Annotated in this window: 14 protein-coding genes; 7 read left to right on the top strand and 7 right to left on the bottom strand. The window is 68.1% G+C overall.

Going from position 1 to position 14,396, the window contains the following annotated elements; genetic code table 11:
- Positions 1 to 116: 116 nt before the first annotated feature.
- Together ACWF99_RS09305 and ACWF99_RS09300 are read left to right on the top strand one after the other, a co-directional pair.
- Entirely contained in the window at positions 117 to 482 is a 366-nt protein-coding gene (locus tag ACWF99_RS09305) for an ArsR/SmtB family transcription factor (protein WP_452535581.1), read from the top strand.
- Positions 479 to 1,003, top strand: a complete 525-nt coding sequence (locus ACWF99_RS09300) for an SRPBCC family protein (protein WP_378627208.1) — start codon at positions 479 to 481, stop codon at positions 1,001 to 1,003. The genes ACWF99_RS09305 and ACWF99_RS09300 overlap by 4 nt, the downstream gene beginning before the upstream one ends.
- Positions 1,004 to 1,015: 12 nt before the next feature.
- On the opposite strand, the gene ACWF99_RS09295 is transcribed toward ACWF99_RS09300, so the two are convergent.
- The 3 genes from ACWF99_RS09295 to ACWF99_RS09285 are packed head-to-tail and all read right to left on the bottom strand — an operon-like array spanning position 1,016 to position 3,684.
- A complete protein-coding gene (locus ACWF99_RS09295; RefSeq protein WP_378627207.1) occupies positions 1,016 to 1,684 on the bottom strand; it encodes a TetR/AcrR family transcriptional regulator in 669 nt (222 codons plus the stop codon).
- Positions 1,685 to 1,726: 42 nt separating this feature from the next.
- Positions 1,727 to 2,836 carry an MBL fold metallo-hydrolase gene (locus ACWF99_RS09290; protein ID WP_378656177.1) on the bottom strand — a complete coding sequence of 370 codons (1,110 nt, stop codon included), beginning with the start codon at positions 2,834 to 2,836 and terminating at the stop codon, positions 1,727 to 1,729.
- Entirely contained in the window at positions 2,833 to 3,684 is an 852-nt protein-coding gene (locus tag ACWF99_RS09285) for an SDR family oxidoreductase (RefSeq protein ID WP_378627205.1), read from the bottom strand. The genes ACWF99_RS09290 and ACWF99_RS09285 overlap by 4 nt, the downstream gene beginning before the upstream one ends.
- A 108-nt stretch (positions 3,685 to 3,792) precedes the next feature.
- Between ACWF99_RS09285 and ACWF99_RS09280 the strand changes: the two genes are divergently transcribed.
- Positions 3,793 to 4,767, top strand: coding sequence for an alpha/beta hydrolase (locus ACWF99_RS09280; protein ID WP_452535580.1), 975 nt, complete (start codon positions 3,793 to 3,795; stop codon positions 4,765 to 4,767).
- Positions 4,768 to 4,790: 23 nt separating this feature from the next.
- Here ACWF99_RS09280 and ACWF99_RS09275 read toward each other — a convergent pair whose 3' ends face one another.
- The 3 genes from ACWF99_RS09275 to ACWF99_RS09265 form a co-directional block, all read right to left on the bottom strand.
- Positions 4,791 to 6,428: an FAD-binding protein gene (locus ACWF99_RS09275; protein ID WP_452535579.1), complete on the bottom strand. Its 1,638-nt coding sequence runs from the start codon at positions 6,426 to 6,428 to the stop codon at positions 4,791 to 4,793.
- A 72-nt stretch (positions 6,429 to 6,500) separates the two neighbouring features.
- The gene (locus ACWF99_RS09270; RefSeq protein WP_452535578.1) at positions 6,501 to 7,565 is read right to left on the bottom strand and encodes an NAD(P)H-dependent amine dehydrogenase family protein; all 1,065 of its coding nucleotides are present in this window, start codon (positions 7,563 to 7,565) and stop codon (positions 6,501 to 6,503) included.
- Between the two features lie 25 nt (positions 7,566 to 7,590).
- Positions 7,591 to 8,379: an SDR family oxidoreductase gene (locus ACWF99_RS09265; RefSeq protein WP_378656167.1), complete on the bottom strand. Its 789-nt coding sequence runs from the start codon at positions 8,377 to 8,379 to the stop codon at positions 7,591 to 7,593.
- Between the two features lie 122 nt (positions 8,380 to 8,501).
- On the opposite strand from ACWF99_RS09265, the gene ACWF99_RS09260 reads away from it, so the two are divergent.
- Complete coding sequence (locus ACWF99_RS09260; RefSeq protein ID WP_452535577.1) at positions 8,502 to 9,152, top strand: TetR family transcriptional regulator; 651 nt, start codon at positions 8,502 to 8,504, stop codon at positions 9,150 to 9,152.
- Positions 9,153 to 9,223: 71 nt separating this feature from the next.
- Positions 9,224 to 10,144, top strand: coding sequence for a 3-methyladenine DNA glycosylase (locus ACWF99_RS09255; protein ID WP_452535576.1), 921 nt, complete (start codon positions 9,224 to 9,226; stop codon positions 10,142 to 10,144).
- Here the strand turns inward: ACWF99_RS09255 and ACWF99_RS09250 are convergent.
- Complete coding sequence (locus ACWF99_RS09250) at positions 10,141 to 11,883, bottom strand: BCCT family transporter (protein WP_378627192.1); 1,743 nt, start codon at positions 11,881 to 11,883, stop codon at positions 10,141 to 10,143. The genes ACWF99_RS09255 and ACWF99_RS09250 overlap by 4 nt on opposite strands.
- A gap of 230 nt (positions 11,884 to 12,113) precedes the next feature.
- Here ACWF99_RS09250 and ACWF99_RS09245 point away from each other — a divergent pair, with 230 nt between their 5' ends.
- Positions 12,114 to 13,763 (top strand): LVIVD repeat-containing protein, encoded by a 1,650-nt coding sequence (locus tag ACWF99_RS09245; RefSeq protein ID WP_452535575.1) that lies wholly within the window; start codon positions 12,114 to 12,116, stop codon positions 13,761 to 13,763.
- Complete coding sequence (locus ACWF99_RS09240; RefSeq protein ID WP_452535574.1) at positions 13,760 to 14,386, top strand: DUF305 domain-containing protein; 627 nt, start codon at positions 13,760 to 13,762, stop codon at positions 14,384 to 14,386. The genes ACWF99_RS09245 and ACWF99_RS09240 overlap by 4 nt, the downstream gene beginning before the upstream one ends.
- Positions 14,387 to 14,396 lie beyond the last annotated feature (10 nt).

Genomic DNA, 14,396 nt, shown 5'->3' with positions numbered 1-14,396 from the left:
GCGCGGACAGATCACGACAACGGCCCGACCAACCGGTCGGGCCGTTGTCGTGTGCCGAGACCACCACCAGCGGTCCACTCTTGACAATTGGTAACTGGTCGGTTACCAATTGAGAGGTGGACGTGTTCGAGGCCCTGGCCGACTCCGTGCGGCGCGATCTGCTCGAGCGGCTCGCCTGCGCACCGGCCAGGGTCGTCGATCTCGCCGCGGAATACCCCATCAGCAGACCGGCGATCAGCAAACATCTCCGGATACTCGCCGACGCGGGCCTGGTCTGCGCCGAACCGCACGGCCGCGAACGCCACTATCGCCTCGCCCCCGCAGGGCTCACGCCGTTGCACGACTATCTGGAAAAGCTGCGACCGGCCCGGCCGCCGATTCCGGAGCACGCGCTCGACGGTCTCGATCTCGAAGTCCGCCGCACCACCCGGGATCGCCGAGCCACGACCAGCACCGATAGCGACAAGGAGCAGACCGCATGACCATCCCCACCGCGACCGGACACCGCCGCGACCTCGCCGACGGCATCTACTGCGAATGGACCCGAACCTTCCGCGCGCCGATCGAGGACGTCTGGGCCGCCGTCACCGAGCCGCAGCGGCTCGCCCGCTGGCTCGGCACCTGGACCGGCGACCCGACGTCGGGTGAAGTGAAGTTCCAGATGACCTTCGAGGGCGAGATGCCCCCCGAGCGATTCCGGATCGACGAATGCGATGCCCCGCACCGGCTGCGGGTCACCACGTCGATGCCCTACGACGGAGAGAATCCCGAACACTGGCAGCTGCGCCTGGACCTCGCCGAGGAAGGCGGCGTCACCACCCTGGTCTTCGCCCAGAACGTGCCCGATCCCACCATGGCGGAGAACGTCGGGCCGGGCTGGGACTACTACCTCGACCGCCTGGTCGCCGCCGAGACCGACCGCGACCCGGCCACGGTGACCTTCGAGGACTACTACCCCGCATTGTCCGAGCACTACCGCAAGGAATTCGGGCGCGCCGGCTGATCGCCGACTCGGCTACACCGGTTCGCCGGGTCGGCGATCCAGGGTCCCGAGTCCGTGGATCAGAATGCTCACGGCGACGTCGATCAGTTCGTCGAGCGGCAAGGGCGCGTCGGCCAGCGTCCAGTCCACCATCAGCTCGGTCATCCCGCCGGCGAACAGCATCGCCGCGATCGCCAAGCGATCGGTGGCGGGAACATGGAAGTAGGCGTCGGCGAAACCGGCGATCAGCTGGGCGAATTCGTGCATGACCGCGCGCCGGTGCACCTCGAGCTCCGCGCTGACTCCGACGACCTCGATGAAGATGACCCGGGCGCGGCGCGGGTCCGCGGCCACGGTCCGAACGAACGCGTCGACACTGGCGTGGGCCTGGGGAGCCAGATCGGGTTCGGCCCCCGCGAGCGCCGCCAAGGTCGCGGCGCGGACCTGGTCGATCTGACCGTCGTAGACCGCGCGCAGCAGTGCCTCACGATGAGTGAAGGACTCGTAGAAGTACCGCTCGGTCAACCCCGCGCGGTCGCAGATCTTCTTCACCGACGACGCCGGATAGCCGATGGTGCCGAACAGTTCCAGGCCGGCCTCGAGGAGCGCGTCTCGACGCTCAGCGCTTCGACTCGCCTTGTCCCGCCCACCGTAGCGGCGCGACGGAGCTCGGTTCCCGGACGGAGCGTCGGTCTCGGTCACTGTCCTCCCGCATCCGGCTACCTGATCTAGAAGGTCTCCATCCTAGTCATCGGCCCGAGGTGGGATCGCGATCGTCCCGTAGTCGAGTCCGCCGTGGGTGAAAGTCGGCACGACCGGCCACTGCCGCTTCCAGTTCGCGCATTCCGAGGAGGGAACGACTTGCAGCCAGCGCGGATCGCGCGGTGACCGGGAAGCCATGGTCTTCTCCTTGACCATGGAATCGTACTGATCCAGCGAGTCTTCGAGAGTGTTCGCGTTGAGGACGACTTCGCGGCCGTAGAACTGCGCCTGCTGCCGGACCCCGGGAATCCTGGACAGTTCCGGTTGCCAGCTGTCGGCGGCCATCCCGTTCTCCGAGGACACCCACACACCGTCGGGCGTGTTCACGCACAGCGAGTGGTTCCCGTCGGTGTGCCCGGGTGTCCACAGCAGGCTCACCCCGACACCCAACTCGACGTCACCGTCGAGGACCTGCAGTCGCTCGGCGGGGACGCCGTCCATACCGCCGTCGACGTACCAGGCCCATTGCATCGGGTGCACCGATTCCAGCGTGCCGAGTTCGGTGCGCTGCACCAGCATCCGCGCGTTCGGGAACAGCGGGTCACGGGGCCCGGACTCACCGTCGATCGGCTCGTCGCTGCCCATGATCATGCGGATGTCCTGCACGTGCAGGTGGTCGAAGCTGACGTAGTCGACATCCTCGTTGCGCAGGCCCAGTCGGGGCAGCACCGCCTCGGGATCGTTGTAGTACTTGACGAACAGCGACTCCGCGCGCAGCGTGCGCGAGAGCTTCTGCAGTTTCGCGTAGAACGGGGCCTTGCCCGATCCGGCCGCGACGGTGGGCTCCCAGACCAGCGTTCGGAGCGCGCCGTCGAATCCTTCGAATTGGACCACGAACATCCGATTGATGATCGAGATCATCGGGTTGGGGCCGATCGAATAGCCCTGGAAGGCGAATCGCTGCGGATACGGGGCGGCGGCGATGTCGAAGCTCTTGACCGCACGCACCTGCCCCTGCCGGAGGAACCGCTCGCGGTAGCGGAGGGCGCCTTCGCGCACCGCCTCGAGCCGGTCGCCGCGCGGCCACACGTCGTGGACACCGGCGAACTCCGGTATCGGCCGAATATCGCCGAGCGCGTCGGTTGTGGTCATTTCAGGGTTCCTGTCGTCGGCGTGGGTGGAGGTTCGGTGGGGCCACAGACCTTGTGTTCATAGTCGGCCCGGCTCGATGAATCATGAACAGCGGCAACCTGATCCGGGACCATGCCGAACAGGACACGGTCGCGCAGGGCGGCCGGGAGGACGTTCACCGCGCGCAGCAGCGGTCCGAGGTAGCGGGGCACTGTCACCTCGAATCGAGGGTGTTCGATCGTCCGGGCAACGGCGCGGGCAACGTCGGCGGGCTGGAGCAGTGCCACCGCGCCGGTGGCGGTGCCGGTCGCCAATTCGGTGTCCACCACGGTCGGCATGATCACCGAGAGTGCGACCCCGCTGCCGCGCAGTTCAGCGCGGACCCCGCTCAGGTAGCCGAAGACGGCGTGCTTGGTCGCGGCGTAGGAGGACTCACCGGGCGGGGCGAGCTTCGACGCGGCGGAGGCCACGGTGATGATGTGCCCGGCGCCTCGCGCGCGCATGGCCGGTGCGGCGAGGGTCACCCCGTTGATCACGCCGTGGACGTTCACGTCGAACTGCCGTCGCCGCGCCGCTTCGGGTTCCCGATCGAACCGGCCCACCCACATCACCCCGGCGTTGTTGACGAGCACATCGAGCGGTCCCCACTCCTGCTCGACGGTGGCGAGGAACGTCGCGAACGAATCCCGGTCGGCGACATCGACGCCGAAGCCCCGCACCCGCGCCCCCAGTTCGGTGGCGGTGGCGTGTGCCGCCGATTCGTCGATGTCGCCGATCGCGACGCGCGCACCCGCGCGGGCGAGCCGCGCGGCGATCTCCCTCCCGATCCCACGCGCACCGCCGGTCACCGCGATGACCTGCCCTTTCATTGACTGTCCCAGTTTTGACATGAAGTCATGTCAACAAAGTACAGGACTGTCGGGCATTTTGACATGAGTTCTTGTCAGTTGCCCTGTTGTCCGAGCATGATGCACGGCATGGATCGAAATCTCGTCGCGACACCGTCGCGCGCCAGCCGAATCGTGGCGGCGGTCATGCTGCTCACCGTGCGCCGACTGGGCTCACGGCTCCCCGCCACTCGCACAGGCGTCCGTATCGGACGCGCGGCAATGCACGGGTTGCGCCTGGTCATGCCGTCCTGGACGGTGGCGCGTTTTCCCGTCCACGAACACGCGGACACCGAATTCGCGGTCCGCGGCGAGTGGGTGAACGCAGTACCCGAGCCGCGGGAGCCGGTCGTCTACTACCTGCACGGCAGTGCGTACTTCTCCTGTTCGCCGGGCACCCACCGCGGCCTGGTCGGGCGGGTGGGTCACGCGAGTGGGCGCCCCGTGTTCGCCGCGCGGTACCGGCTCGCGCCCGAGGACCCGTTTCCCGCGGCACACGAGGACGCGCTGCGTGGCTACCTCTGGCTACTCGCCCGCGGGCATCGACCCGCCGACATCGTCGTCGCCGGAGACTCCGCGGGCGGGCACCTGGCACTGGCCCTCGCCGGTGAGCTGGCCCGGCGGGGGCTTCCACAACCGTCCGGGCTGGTGCTGTTCTCGCCGCTGGCCGACCTCACCTTCGGGCTGGCCGCGACAAAGGAACCGGCGGTGCGCGACCCGTACGCCTCGGCCATCACCGCAAACCGGCTGATCGGCATGTACGTGGCGGGGGCAGACCTGACCGATCCCCGCCTGGACGTCGCGGCGGGGATCGTCCCCGGCTTTCCGCCGATGCTCATCCAGGTCGGCGGGCTCGAGGTCTTGCAGGCCGACGCCGAACACCTCGCGGCGACCGCCCGCCGCGTCGGCGTGCGCTGTGACCTGCAGATCTGGCCCGGCCAAGTGCACGTCTTCCAGGCCGGTTATCTGGCCGTCCCCGAAGCGGTCGCCGCCTTGGCCGAGGTCAGCGCGTTCGTCACCGAGATCGATCGAGCGAGCGGCCCGCCGGATCGGATGCCCGCATGATCAGCCGGCGTCTGCGAGGGTCCTCACCGAGGTAGCAGCGGCTGGGCGCTGTGGGTGCCCGCCCGCCGCCCCGAGAAGATGCAGTCGGCCAGCGACAGGCCACTGATGTAGGAGTTCGAACAGACGCCGACCGCCGCGCGCCCCGCGGCGAAGAGTCCCGGCACGACTCCCCCGCTCTCGAGGCGAACAGCGCCGGTGTCCTCGTCCACCAGCAGGCCGCCGAGAGTGAGCATCGGCATCGGGTAGGTGAGCCGCGCCTTGAACGAGATATCCAGCAGGGCGAACGGTCCGGTGCGCAACGGGCGGCGGAGGTCGTCGGGCTTGCCCAGCGGATCGGGGCGGTTGTCCTCGATGGCGCGGTTGTGCGCGTCGAGGGTCGCGCGCAGTGCGGACGGGTCGATCCCGGCCCGTGCGGCAACCTCCTCGACGGTGTTCCCCGTGACGCGCCCGATCCGCAGCAAACGCTCGGTCTGCATTCGCTGGAACCACACCGACTGTGCGCCGATCTGGCCGCGAGCTTCGGCCTCCAGCTCCGCGTCGACGAGCAGCCACGCGCGATGACCTGGGCTGGTGGCGATGGCCGCGCCGAGAGCCGCGCCGTAGCGGGACTCGTCGATCATGCGCTCGCCCAGGGCATTCACCGCGATCGCTCCGAAGAACGCGCTGGGCGGCGCGATGAACCGCCAGGTCGACAGCGCGTCCATCTTGCCGCTCGCCGCGCCGATGTCGAGCGCCATGGTGATGCCGCTGCCGTCGTCACCGGCGCTCCCCAGCGGCAGTCCCTGCGACCACGGATACGCGGGGGCGTGCCGTGCGACCATCTCCCCGTTCGCGATGAACCCGCCCGTGGTGAGCACCACGCCGGATCTCGCCTGGATCCGGACCGGCACACCGTATCTGCGCTCGATCCGGGCCAGCAGCTTTTCCACCGCCCGGCGCAAACCCTGGTGATACACACCGGGTTTCGCCGAGATCCGGGCGAGCGCGGCGAATCGGCGCCGTACCGCCGCGGGTGCGTCGGCGATCGTGAGCGCCTCGATGCCCGTCACGCGCCCGTCCTCGACAACGAGCCGAGCCGCCCTGGTGCCGGTCCGGACGCGAACGCCGTGCTCGGCCGCCGACGCCGCCAGCGGCCCGAACAGTGCCTTGCCCGAGACGCCGGGGCCGTGCGTGCGGTGACCGCGTTGACGCGGTTTCGCGAGATCCCGGTAACCGCCGGAGTTTTCGCTGCCCGAGTAGTACAGGTAGTAGTCGTCGGTCGGATAGGACGTCTTGTACGGGCACACCGAGGGCTGGAAGGGCACGCCGTGCCCGGTCAGCCAGTCGATCATCGCCGGGGACTCTTCGCAGAATCGGCGCAGCGTCGCGGCGCTCACGGCGTCACCGACCTCGGCCTGCAGGTACGCGAGCATGGTGTCGACGTCGTCGTCGATGCCCGCGTCGCGTTGCACCCAGGTGCCGCCGCCCGCGTACACGATGCCACCCGACAGCGCCGTAGCGCCGCCACCCAGATACCGGTCGACGGCCAGCACCTCGGCGCCGGATTCCCGCGCGGCCAGCGCGGCGGCCGCTCCCGCTCCGCCGTATCCGACGACCACGACATCGGCTGCGTCATCCCAGGCCCGCACTTGTCCACCCTTCCGAGCACGGGCCGACCGCATCGTCGCCCGATCAGCCGAACTATAACGTGTTCTAGATTTTCGGCACCAGTCGAGTCGCGGAACGGCGGGCCGTCAGGACACCAGTCCACGGCCGGTGGTGAGGGGCAGATCGGTGGCGGTCAGCAGGCCGGGACGGGCCTCGACCACGGCCGAGACGGCACTGACCAGGCGGGCGGCGGTGCCGACCACACCGGCGAGAGCGTGGTCACCGTCGCTGGTGAGCTGAAGGTCGAGCCGGTAGTCCGGTTCGCCCTGGATTTCGACCCGGTAGCCACCCTTTCCGGTCGGCTGTGGCCAATCGGGAGCCAGGTCGGGGTGCAGGCGGGTGACGTGTTCGAGGGTCAGCACCTCGCGGCCGGCGCGGATGCCGTGGACTTGGAAGCGCAGCGCGGCGGCCGTACCCGCGGTGATGGTGCGGTCGCCGACAGTCAGCTCACCGGTGGCCGGTAGCCGTTCGAAATGCTGTGTGACGGAATCGAGTTCGATATCGAGCGCGGCGGCGAGCTGCCGGATGACGCTGCCCCAGGCAAGGGTGAGGACGCCGGGTTGCAGCAGCATGGGCAGGGCGTCGAGGTCACTGCCGAATCCCATGATGTCGAAGACGACCTTGGGATTGTCGTAGGTGGAATAGTCCATGATCTCCGAGCAGATGATCCGGTCGATCCGTTCGGAGCCACTGGAGAGCAGCAGCGGCAGCCAGTCGTTGGCCCAGCCCGGGTCGATACCGTTGACCCACAGGGACGCACCGCCTTCCTCGGCGGCCGCGACGATCGGGGCGATCGCCTCGTCGGGCAGGGTGCCGTACGGGTATTGCAGGAAGACCGGACTGCTCGAGACCACATTGATGCCGGCGCGCAGGAACCGTTTCAGGTCCTCGACCGATTCCATCAGCCGGTCGTCGGCCATGGCGGTGTGCACGATGCAGTCGGGTTTCATGGCCACCAGGGCGTCGGCATCGGTGGTGGCGGTGATGCCGGTGACGACGGACAGCCCGGCGAGCTCGCCCGCGTCCTTCCCGGCTTTGGCCGCGCTCGATACCCACACGCCGACGAGTTCCAGTTCGGGCCGGGCGATGATGGAACGCAGTGCTCGCGCACCGACGTTTCCGGTGCTCCATTGGATTACACGGTAGGTCATGTCAGATCCTTTGCGCGGGAGTGGATCACAGGTCGGGCAGGCCGAGTTCGAAATTGGGGCTTTCGATGCCGCCGTCGACCTCGAGAATCTTGCCGGTGACGTAGCCGCCCGCACGGGAACTGAGGTAGACGATGGCCGCCGCGATTTCCCAGGGCTCGCCGAGCCGACCCAGCGGGGTCGCGGCTTCCATCGCGGCCTTGATCTCGGGTTGACTCGCAACGACATCCAACGCGGAGGTGAGTACCGACCCGACCGCGATGGCATTGACGCGGATGCGGGGCGACAGGTCGGTGGCGGCCAGCCGGGTCCAGTGCGCGAGAGCGGCTTTGGCGGTGCCGTAGGCGAGGAAACCACGGCCCGCGGTGCGGCCCATCATCGAGGAGATGCTGACCACCGAGGCGTTGTCCGACTCCAGCAGGTGCGGTACCGCGGCCTGGGTGAGCGCGTGCGCGGTGGACACATTGAAGCGGAAAGCCTCCTCCAGGAACTCCGGGGAGGTGGTCATGAAGGTATTGGGCATGGTGCCGCCGACATTGTTGACCACGATGTCGATGCGGCCCAGTTCGGCGGCGGCGGTGTCGGCGAAGGCCTTCACTGCGGCCAGGTCGGACAGATCCGCCGTAACGGTCACGGCACGGCGGCCCAGGGCGCGGATCTTCCCGGCGACCTCGTCGAGCTGTTCGGTGGTGCGGGCGGCGATGGCGACGTCGGCACCGGCTTCGGCGAGCGCGAGCGCGGTGGCCGCGCCTATACCGCGGCCGGCTCCGGTGACGATGGCAACGCGACCGTCGAGCCGGAAGGCATCCAGGATCATGGCGCAAGTTCCTCTCCGAATATCGCCGCATGTGTCTGCGGTCACACGCAGTTTTAAGAACTATTGCTTAACTGTCAAGGATCAGCTCTCATTCTTGCCGGGGAACGGCTACTGTGCGGACTGTGGCAGGGACAACAGCGCGGGAGCGCATCATCGTCGCGGCGGAGCGTCTGATCGCCGAGCACGGACGGTCGGTGCCGCTGCGCGATATCGCCGCTGCCGCAGGTCAGCGAAACAATTCAGCGATCCAGTATCACTTCGGATCCCGCGACGGGCTCATCGAAGCCGTGGTCGAGTTCCGGCTGGCCACGCTGGAGGTGCGGAGACTGGAATTGCTCGCCGAACAAGCGGGCTCGAACCGACCGCCGGGCCTGCACGGGCTTCTCGAAGCCCTGGTGGTGCCCATGTTCGAGCTCGGCGAGCGGCACGGGATCCGCCACTACGCGCGATTTCTCGAACAGATCCACCCCCACCCGGCCGTCTCCGACGCGGCCAATCTGGACAGTGCGGGCCGCACCTCCGTGCGGGTGATCATGCAGGGCCTGGACCGGGAGCTCACCACCCTGCCACCACGGCTGCGGGTGCGCCGTTTGCGAGCACTGACCACGATGCTCTTCGCGCTCTTGGCCGACCACGAACGCGCGGCGGAGGCGGGCGAGGCGCGCGCCGCGGACGCGCGAGCGTGGGGAGACATCATCGACATGCTCGCCGGAGCACTGGCCGCTCCCGTCAGCACCCGCGACGCAGTGGTGCGCACCGCTCGGGCGACCTGAGACTGCCGATACTCCGCGGACCCGCTTCGGGGTGAATCCACCGCGAAGAACCGGTGCGGGAGAATAACCGGGTGAGCACGCAGGACAATCTCGACCACGCTCTCGACCTGCGGGTATTGCCGGCGGTCGAGTGGCGGGTCGCTGCGCGCGCACACCGTGACCGGCTCGATCGGCTGGTCGGGCCGTACCTGGAGCGGCGGGCGGCGGGCACCACCCATCCGGTCATCGATTTCTTGTTCACCTACTACGGCCATAAGCCGTCGCAGCTGCGGCGATGGCATCCGGGGTTCGGGGTCGGACTGTGCGATGCGGGTGACTACAAGGGTGCGCGGGGGTATTACGAGCATCCGGCTGAGCACAGAGTGTTCACGGCCGACCCGGCCTACCTCGCCAAGCGGCGCGACACGATCGGGTTCGTGTCCGGACTGCTCGCCGCGACAGCGAGACGTCCGGCGCAGTTGTCGTGTTTCGGGCTGCACGAATGGGCGATGGTCTATCGCACTGACGACGTGCGGCATCAGCAGGTTCCGCTGCGTCTGGGACACTCGGGGACGGACGCGGTGGTGGAGTCGATGTCGTTGCGGTGCACGCACTTCGACGCGTTCCGGTTCTTCACCCCGGAGGCGGTGGGGCGCAATGCCGAACCGCTCACTCGCGCGGACCAGGTGCAGCGGGAGCAGCCGGGCTGTCTGCACGCGAATATGGATCTCTACAAGTGGGGTTTCAAGCTCGCACCCCTGATCTCCTCGGACCTGCTGCTCGATTGCTTCGAACTCGCCTGCACCGCACGGGAACTCGACATGCGGGCCAGCCCCTACGATCTGTCGGGCTTCGGCTACGAGCCGGTGCGCATCGAAACACCGGCCGGACGAGCGGAGTACGTCCGATCCCAGGCGGCGATCGCCGAATCCGCGGACGCACTGCGGGATCGCCTGCGACTGACCTGCGCCGAATTGTCGTCGGCGCAGGCCAGGATCGACGCCGCGGACTAGCCGCGTTCGGTACCGGCGACGGGGGGATCGTCGGCGACTTCGACCTTGTCCGGCGAGGCCTCGGTGACGAGAGCGAAGTCACCCTCGTGCAGTTCGGTGCCCTGGTCGACGGCGACCTCGACCAGTTCGATGCCGCGATCCATGCGCAGGATCAGCGGGTCGTCGCGCAGGTCCTTGTACAGCGACACGCACATCGCCACCATCACCACCAGGAACGGCAGTGACACCACGGTGGTCAACGCCTGGAGGCCGGTCAGAGCGCCGCCGAGATTGTCGGAATCGGCGATCACCAGCATGATCGCGGCGACCGCGCCGGTGGCCGCGCCCCAGAAGATGACGACCCACTTCGACGGTTCGATGCTGCCGCGTTCGGACAGGGTGCCCATCACGATGGAGGCCGCGTCGGCACCGGAGACGAAGAAGATCGCGACGAGGATCATCACGACCACCGTGGTCACCGAGGTGATCGGGTACTGGTCCAGCAGGTGGAACAGCGCGAAGTTCGAGTCGACCGAGCCGTCCGGTTCGGTGAGGTCACCGTGTTCGGCCTGTTCGGCGATGCCCGCACCACCGAAGATCGCGAACCACAGCAGACTCACCACGCTCGGCACCAGCAGCACGCCGGTGACGAACTGACGGATGGTGCGGCCACGGCTGATCCGCGCGATGAACATGCCGACGAACGGCGTCCACGAGATCCACCAGGCCCAGTAGAAGATGGTCCAGCTCGACAGCCACGTCTGCATCGCGTCGTCACCGGCGCCGGTGCGCGAGGCCATGGTCGGCAGGCCCTCGATGTAGTCACCGATCGAGGTGGGCAGGATATTGAGGACGAACAGTGTGGGGCCCGCGATGAACACGAACGCCGCGATCGCAAGGGCCAGCACCATATTGATGTTGGACAGCCACTGGATGCCGCGTTCGACGCCCGAGACCGCCGACAGCACGAAGGCCACGGACAGGCCCGCGATGATCGCCACCAGACCGATCTTTCCGATGCCGTCGATCCAGCCGTTGAACTCCATGCCCGCGCCGATCTGCAGCGCGCCGAGGCCGAGGGAGGCCGCCGAGCCGAACAGGGTCGCGAAGATCGCCATCATGTCGATCGCCCGGCCGCCGATGCCGTCGGCGTGCCGGCCCAGCAGCGGGCGGAACACCGAGGAGATCAACTGCGAGCGGCCTTTTCGGAATGTGCCGTAGGCGATGGCCAAGCCCGCGACGGCGTAGATCGCCCACGGGTGCAGTGTCCAGTGGAACAGCGTGGTGGCCATGGCGACCTCCGCCGCGGCCGGCGAGCCCGGCTCGGCGGTGTGCGGCGGGGGGTTCACGAAGTGCGACAACGGTTCCGCCACACCCCAGAACATCAGGCCGATGCCCATGCCGGCGCTGAACATCATCGCGATCCACGACACGGTGCGGAATTCGGGTTTCTCGTCGTCGGCGCCCAGCGGGATCCGGCCGTAGCGGCTGATCGCCAGCCAGATCACGAACACCACGAACGCGGTGGCGGTGAGCACGAACAACCAGCCGGTATTGGTGATGACCCACTTCTGAGCGGTGCTCGCCGCGGAGGCGAGGCTCTCGTCGTCGAGGACACCCCAGGCGACGAAGGCGAGTGCGCCGATCGCGGTGGCGCAGAAGATGAGCAGATCCAGCCTCGGCTTGCCCGGCGACCCACCGGCTACCGATCCGCCCGGCGGCGGTGCGGTGCCGGAACTTCCTACGACATCGTTCGACATGGGTCCGAGTCCTCTCCGATCGCGGAAACTCCCCGCCTTTTCAGACGCGCTGGTCGTGCAGAGCAACCGTACAGCGTATGGGTGGCGACCCGAGGTAAGCGCGAGCCCCGCCCAACACCCTGTTCCCCGAAACACCCTTCGGCAACCATTCGACCGGCTTACTATTCGTGATGCGGCACAACTGTCTGAGCCAGTTGTGTTGGCCGCATCATTGATTCGGGAGGGCAACGATGCCATCACGTCCGCACACCGACACACGACCCGAGGCCGGGCCCGCGATTCCGCCGGGCGATTCCGGTGCGGCACCGCCGAACAGCCGACGACATTCGCTGGTGCGGATTGTGGCGGCAGCCGCGATCACCGCACTCGTGGCCGTCGGCCTGCCCTCCGGTGCGTCAGCCGATTTCGGCGCCGACCTGAGCGGCGCGGTGCAGGAATTCCTCGATGTGGGCCGAACGGCGGTGCCGCGGGCCGATTGTGGACCCGGATCGCTGCCGGAGAACGGATTGCAGGGCGACGTGCCCGCCGGTGACCGGGACAGCGGGCGCAGCACCCAGGGCTACCGCTGCAATATGTCGATGGTCGGGGGCTACGCCGGGCGCGGAGCGGGCATCACCTCCACCAGTTTCGAGCACTGCGCCTACATGGGCACGTTCTTCCCCGGCAACATGCTCAGCGAGCACCCCGGTGTCCAGGTCCTCGATGTCTCCGATCCGGCGAATCCGAGGCTGACCGCGACCCTCGCCGAACCCGCCATGCTGGCTGGCACCTGGGAGACGTTGAAGGTCAACACGGCTCGCAAACTGCTCGTCGGGACGGGTGTGCCGGTCGGCATCGGAGCCGGATACCTGTCGGTGTACGACATCTCCGATTGCGCGCATCCCCGGCTGCTCAATCCCGGGACCGGCTCGAATCTGCTGATGCCGCTACCGATCACGACACACGAGGGCGGGTTCTCCCCCGACGGGCGCACATACTGGGCGTCGGGCCTTGTCCCCGGTTTTCTCAGTGCGATCGACCTCGCCGATCCAGCGAATCCCCGGGTGATCTGGCAGGGGCTGACGGGGATCGAGGCACACGGGCTCGGGGTGAGCCCCGACGGAAACCGGCTCTACATCTCCGCCCTGGGCGGATTCACCGTGCTCGATGTGAGCGCGGTGCAACGCCGCGACCCGAATCCACATGTCCCCCATCTCGGCCGCACGTTCTGGACCGACGGCTGGGCCACCCAGCACAGCGTGCCCGTGACCTATGACGGTGTGCCCCACCTGTTCACGGTCGACGAGGGCGGTTCCGGTGGCGTGAAACTCATCGATGTGTCCGACGACAGCGCGCCCCGGATCACCGCCAAGATCAAACTCGAGATCAACCTGCCCGCCAATATCGACGCAGGCATCGGTTCCTCGATGGGCGGTTCGGCGTTCTCCTACGAATCGCACTACTGCACCGCCGACCGTCCCGACGATCCGACCGCCATGGCCTGCGGCTGGATCTCCTCCGGTATCCGGGTGTTCGACGTCCGCGATCCCGGCGACATCCGCGAGATCGCCTACTTCAACCCGCCTGCCCGCACCGGACGCAATCTCGAGATCTGGAACTCGCCCCATGCCCTGGCCTCGATCATCGGCATTCCGGTGATGAGCGCCCCGGCGGCATTGCGGTCGATGGCCGAGGGGCTGTTCGATCCCGCGCAGGTGCTGACCGCGCGGGCCGGCGATATCGCGTTCGGCGACCTGTCCACGGACTGGTGCCTGTCCCCGCCGGAGTGGCGTGGCGATCAGCTGTATGTCACCTGTTCCGACAACGGGTTCATGGTGTTGCAGCTCGACAACGAGGTGTACACACCGCCCGCGAATCAGCAGTCCACGGTCGGGTCGTGACCGTGAACCGGGTGATCCGCGTGGCGTTCGCCGGGGCCGCTGTCCTCTTCCTGCTGGCACTCGGGGCGGCCCTGCGGCCGCTCTTCGTCACCGAGACAGCCACGCCCGCACCGGTTCTCACCAGGACGGAGCTGGGCTTCGTCCAGGACATGACCGCGCACCACCAGCAGGCGCTGATCCTCACCGAGCGCCTCGACCCGGCCGCGGATCCCACCGTGCGCAGGCTGGCCGCCCAGATCGCCGACACTCAGCGCGTGGAGATCGGCACCCTGCTCGGCTGGACCCAGCTGGCGGGCGCCGCCCCCACGGCCGACGTCCCGATGACCTGGATGGCGGGAACCCACCACCACTCGACCGCCGCGCCGACCACGATGCCCGGTATGGCCACCATCGCCGACCTCGACACCCTCGCGGTGGCCCGTGCGGCCGACGCCGAAACCTTGTTCCTGCAACTGATGTACCGCCATCACGCGGGCGGGGTCACGATGGCCCGCGCCGCCGACACCCTGCTCACCTCGGGCCCGGTGAAACAGGCCGCCCGCGCCATGGCCCAATCCCAAAGTCAGGAAATGGGGTACCTCGGCATGCTCCTCGACCTGCGAGGTGCCCGGCCCACTTCCTGATGAGACCGAC

Source organism: Nocardia sp. NPDC055002, from assembly GCF_053608825.1.
Note: the sequence above shows the minus strand (reverse complement) of the source record. Positions and strands in the feature narration are given on the sequence as shown.

Excerpts from the sequence above, each read along its gene's own strand:
- ACWF99_RS09270 (WP_452535578.1), bottom strand. The coding sequence starts at position 7,565 with ATGACCTACCGTGTAATCCAATGGAGCACCGGAAACGTCGGTGCGCGA.
- ACWF99_RS09250 (WP_378627192.1), bottom strand. The coding sequence starts at position 11,883 with ATGTCGAACGATGTCGTAGGAAGTTCCGGCACCGCACCGCCGCCGGGC.
- ACWF99_RS09275 (WP_452535579.1), bottom strand. The coding sequence starts at position 6,428 with ATGCGGTCGGCCCGTGCTCGGAAGGGTGGACAAGTGCGGGCCTGGGAT.
- ACWF99_RS09285 (WP_378627205.1), bottom strand. The coding sequence starts at position 3,684 with ATGAAAGGGCAGGTCATCGCGGTGACCGGCGGTGCGCGTGGGATCGGG.
- ACWF99_RS09245 (WP_452535575.1), top strand. The coding sequence starts at position 12,114 with ATGCCATCACGTCCGCACACCGACACACGACCCGAGGCCGGGCCCGCG.
- ACWF99_RS09265 (WP_378656167.1), bottom strand. The coding sequence starts at position 8,379 with ATGATCCTGGATGCCTTCCGGCTCGACGGTCGCGTTGCCATCGTCACC.
- ACWF99_RS09290 (WP_378656177.1), bottom strand. The coding sequence starts at position 2,836 with ATGACCACAACCGACGCGCTCGGCGATATTCGGCCGATACCGGAGTTC.
- ACWF99_RS09280 (WP_452535580.1), top strand. The coding sequence starts at position 3,793 with ATGGATCGAAATCTCGTCGCGACACCGTCGCGCGCCAGCCGAATCGTG.
- ACWF99_RS09300 (WP_378627208.1), top strand. The coding sequence starts at position 479 with ATGACCATCCCCACCGCGACCGGACACCGCCGCGACCTCGCCGACGGC.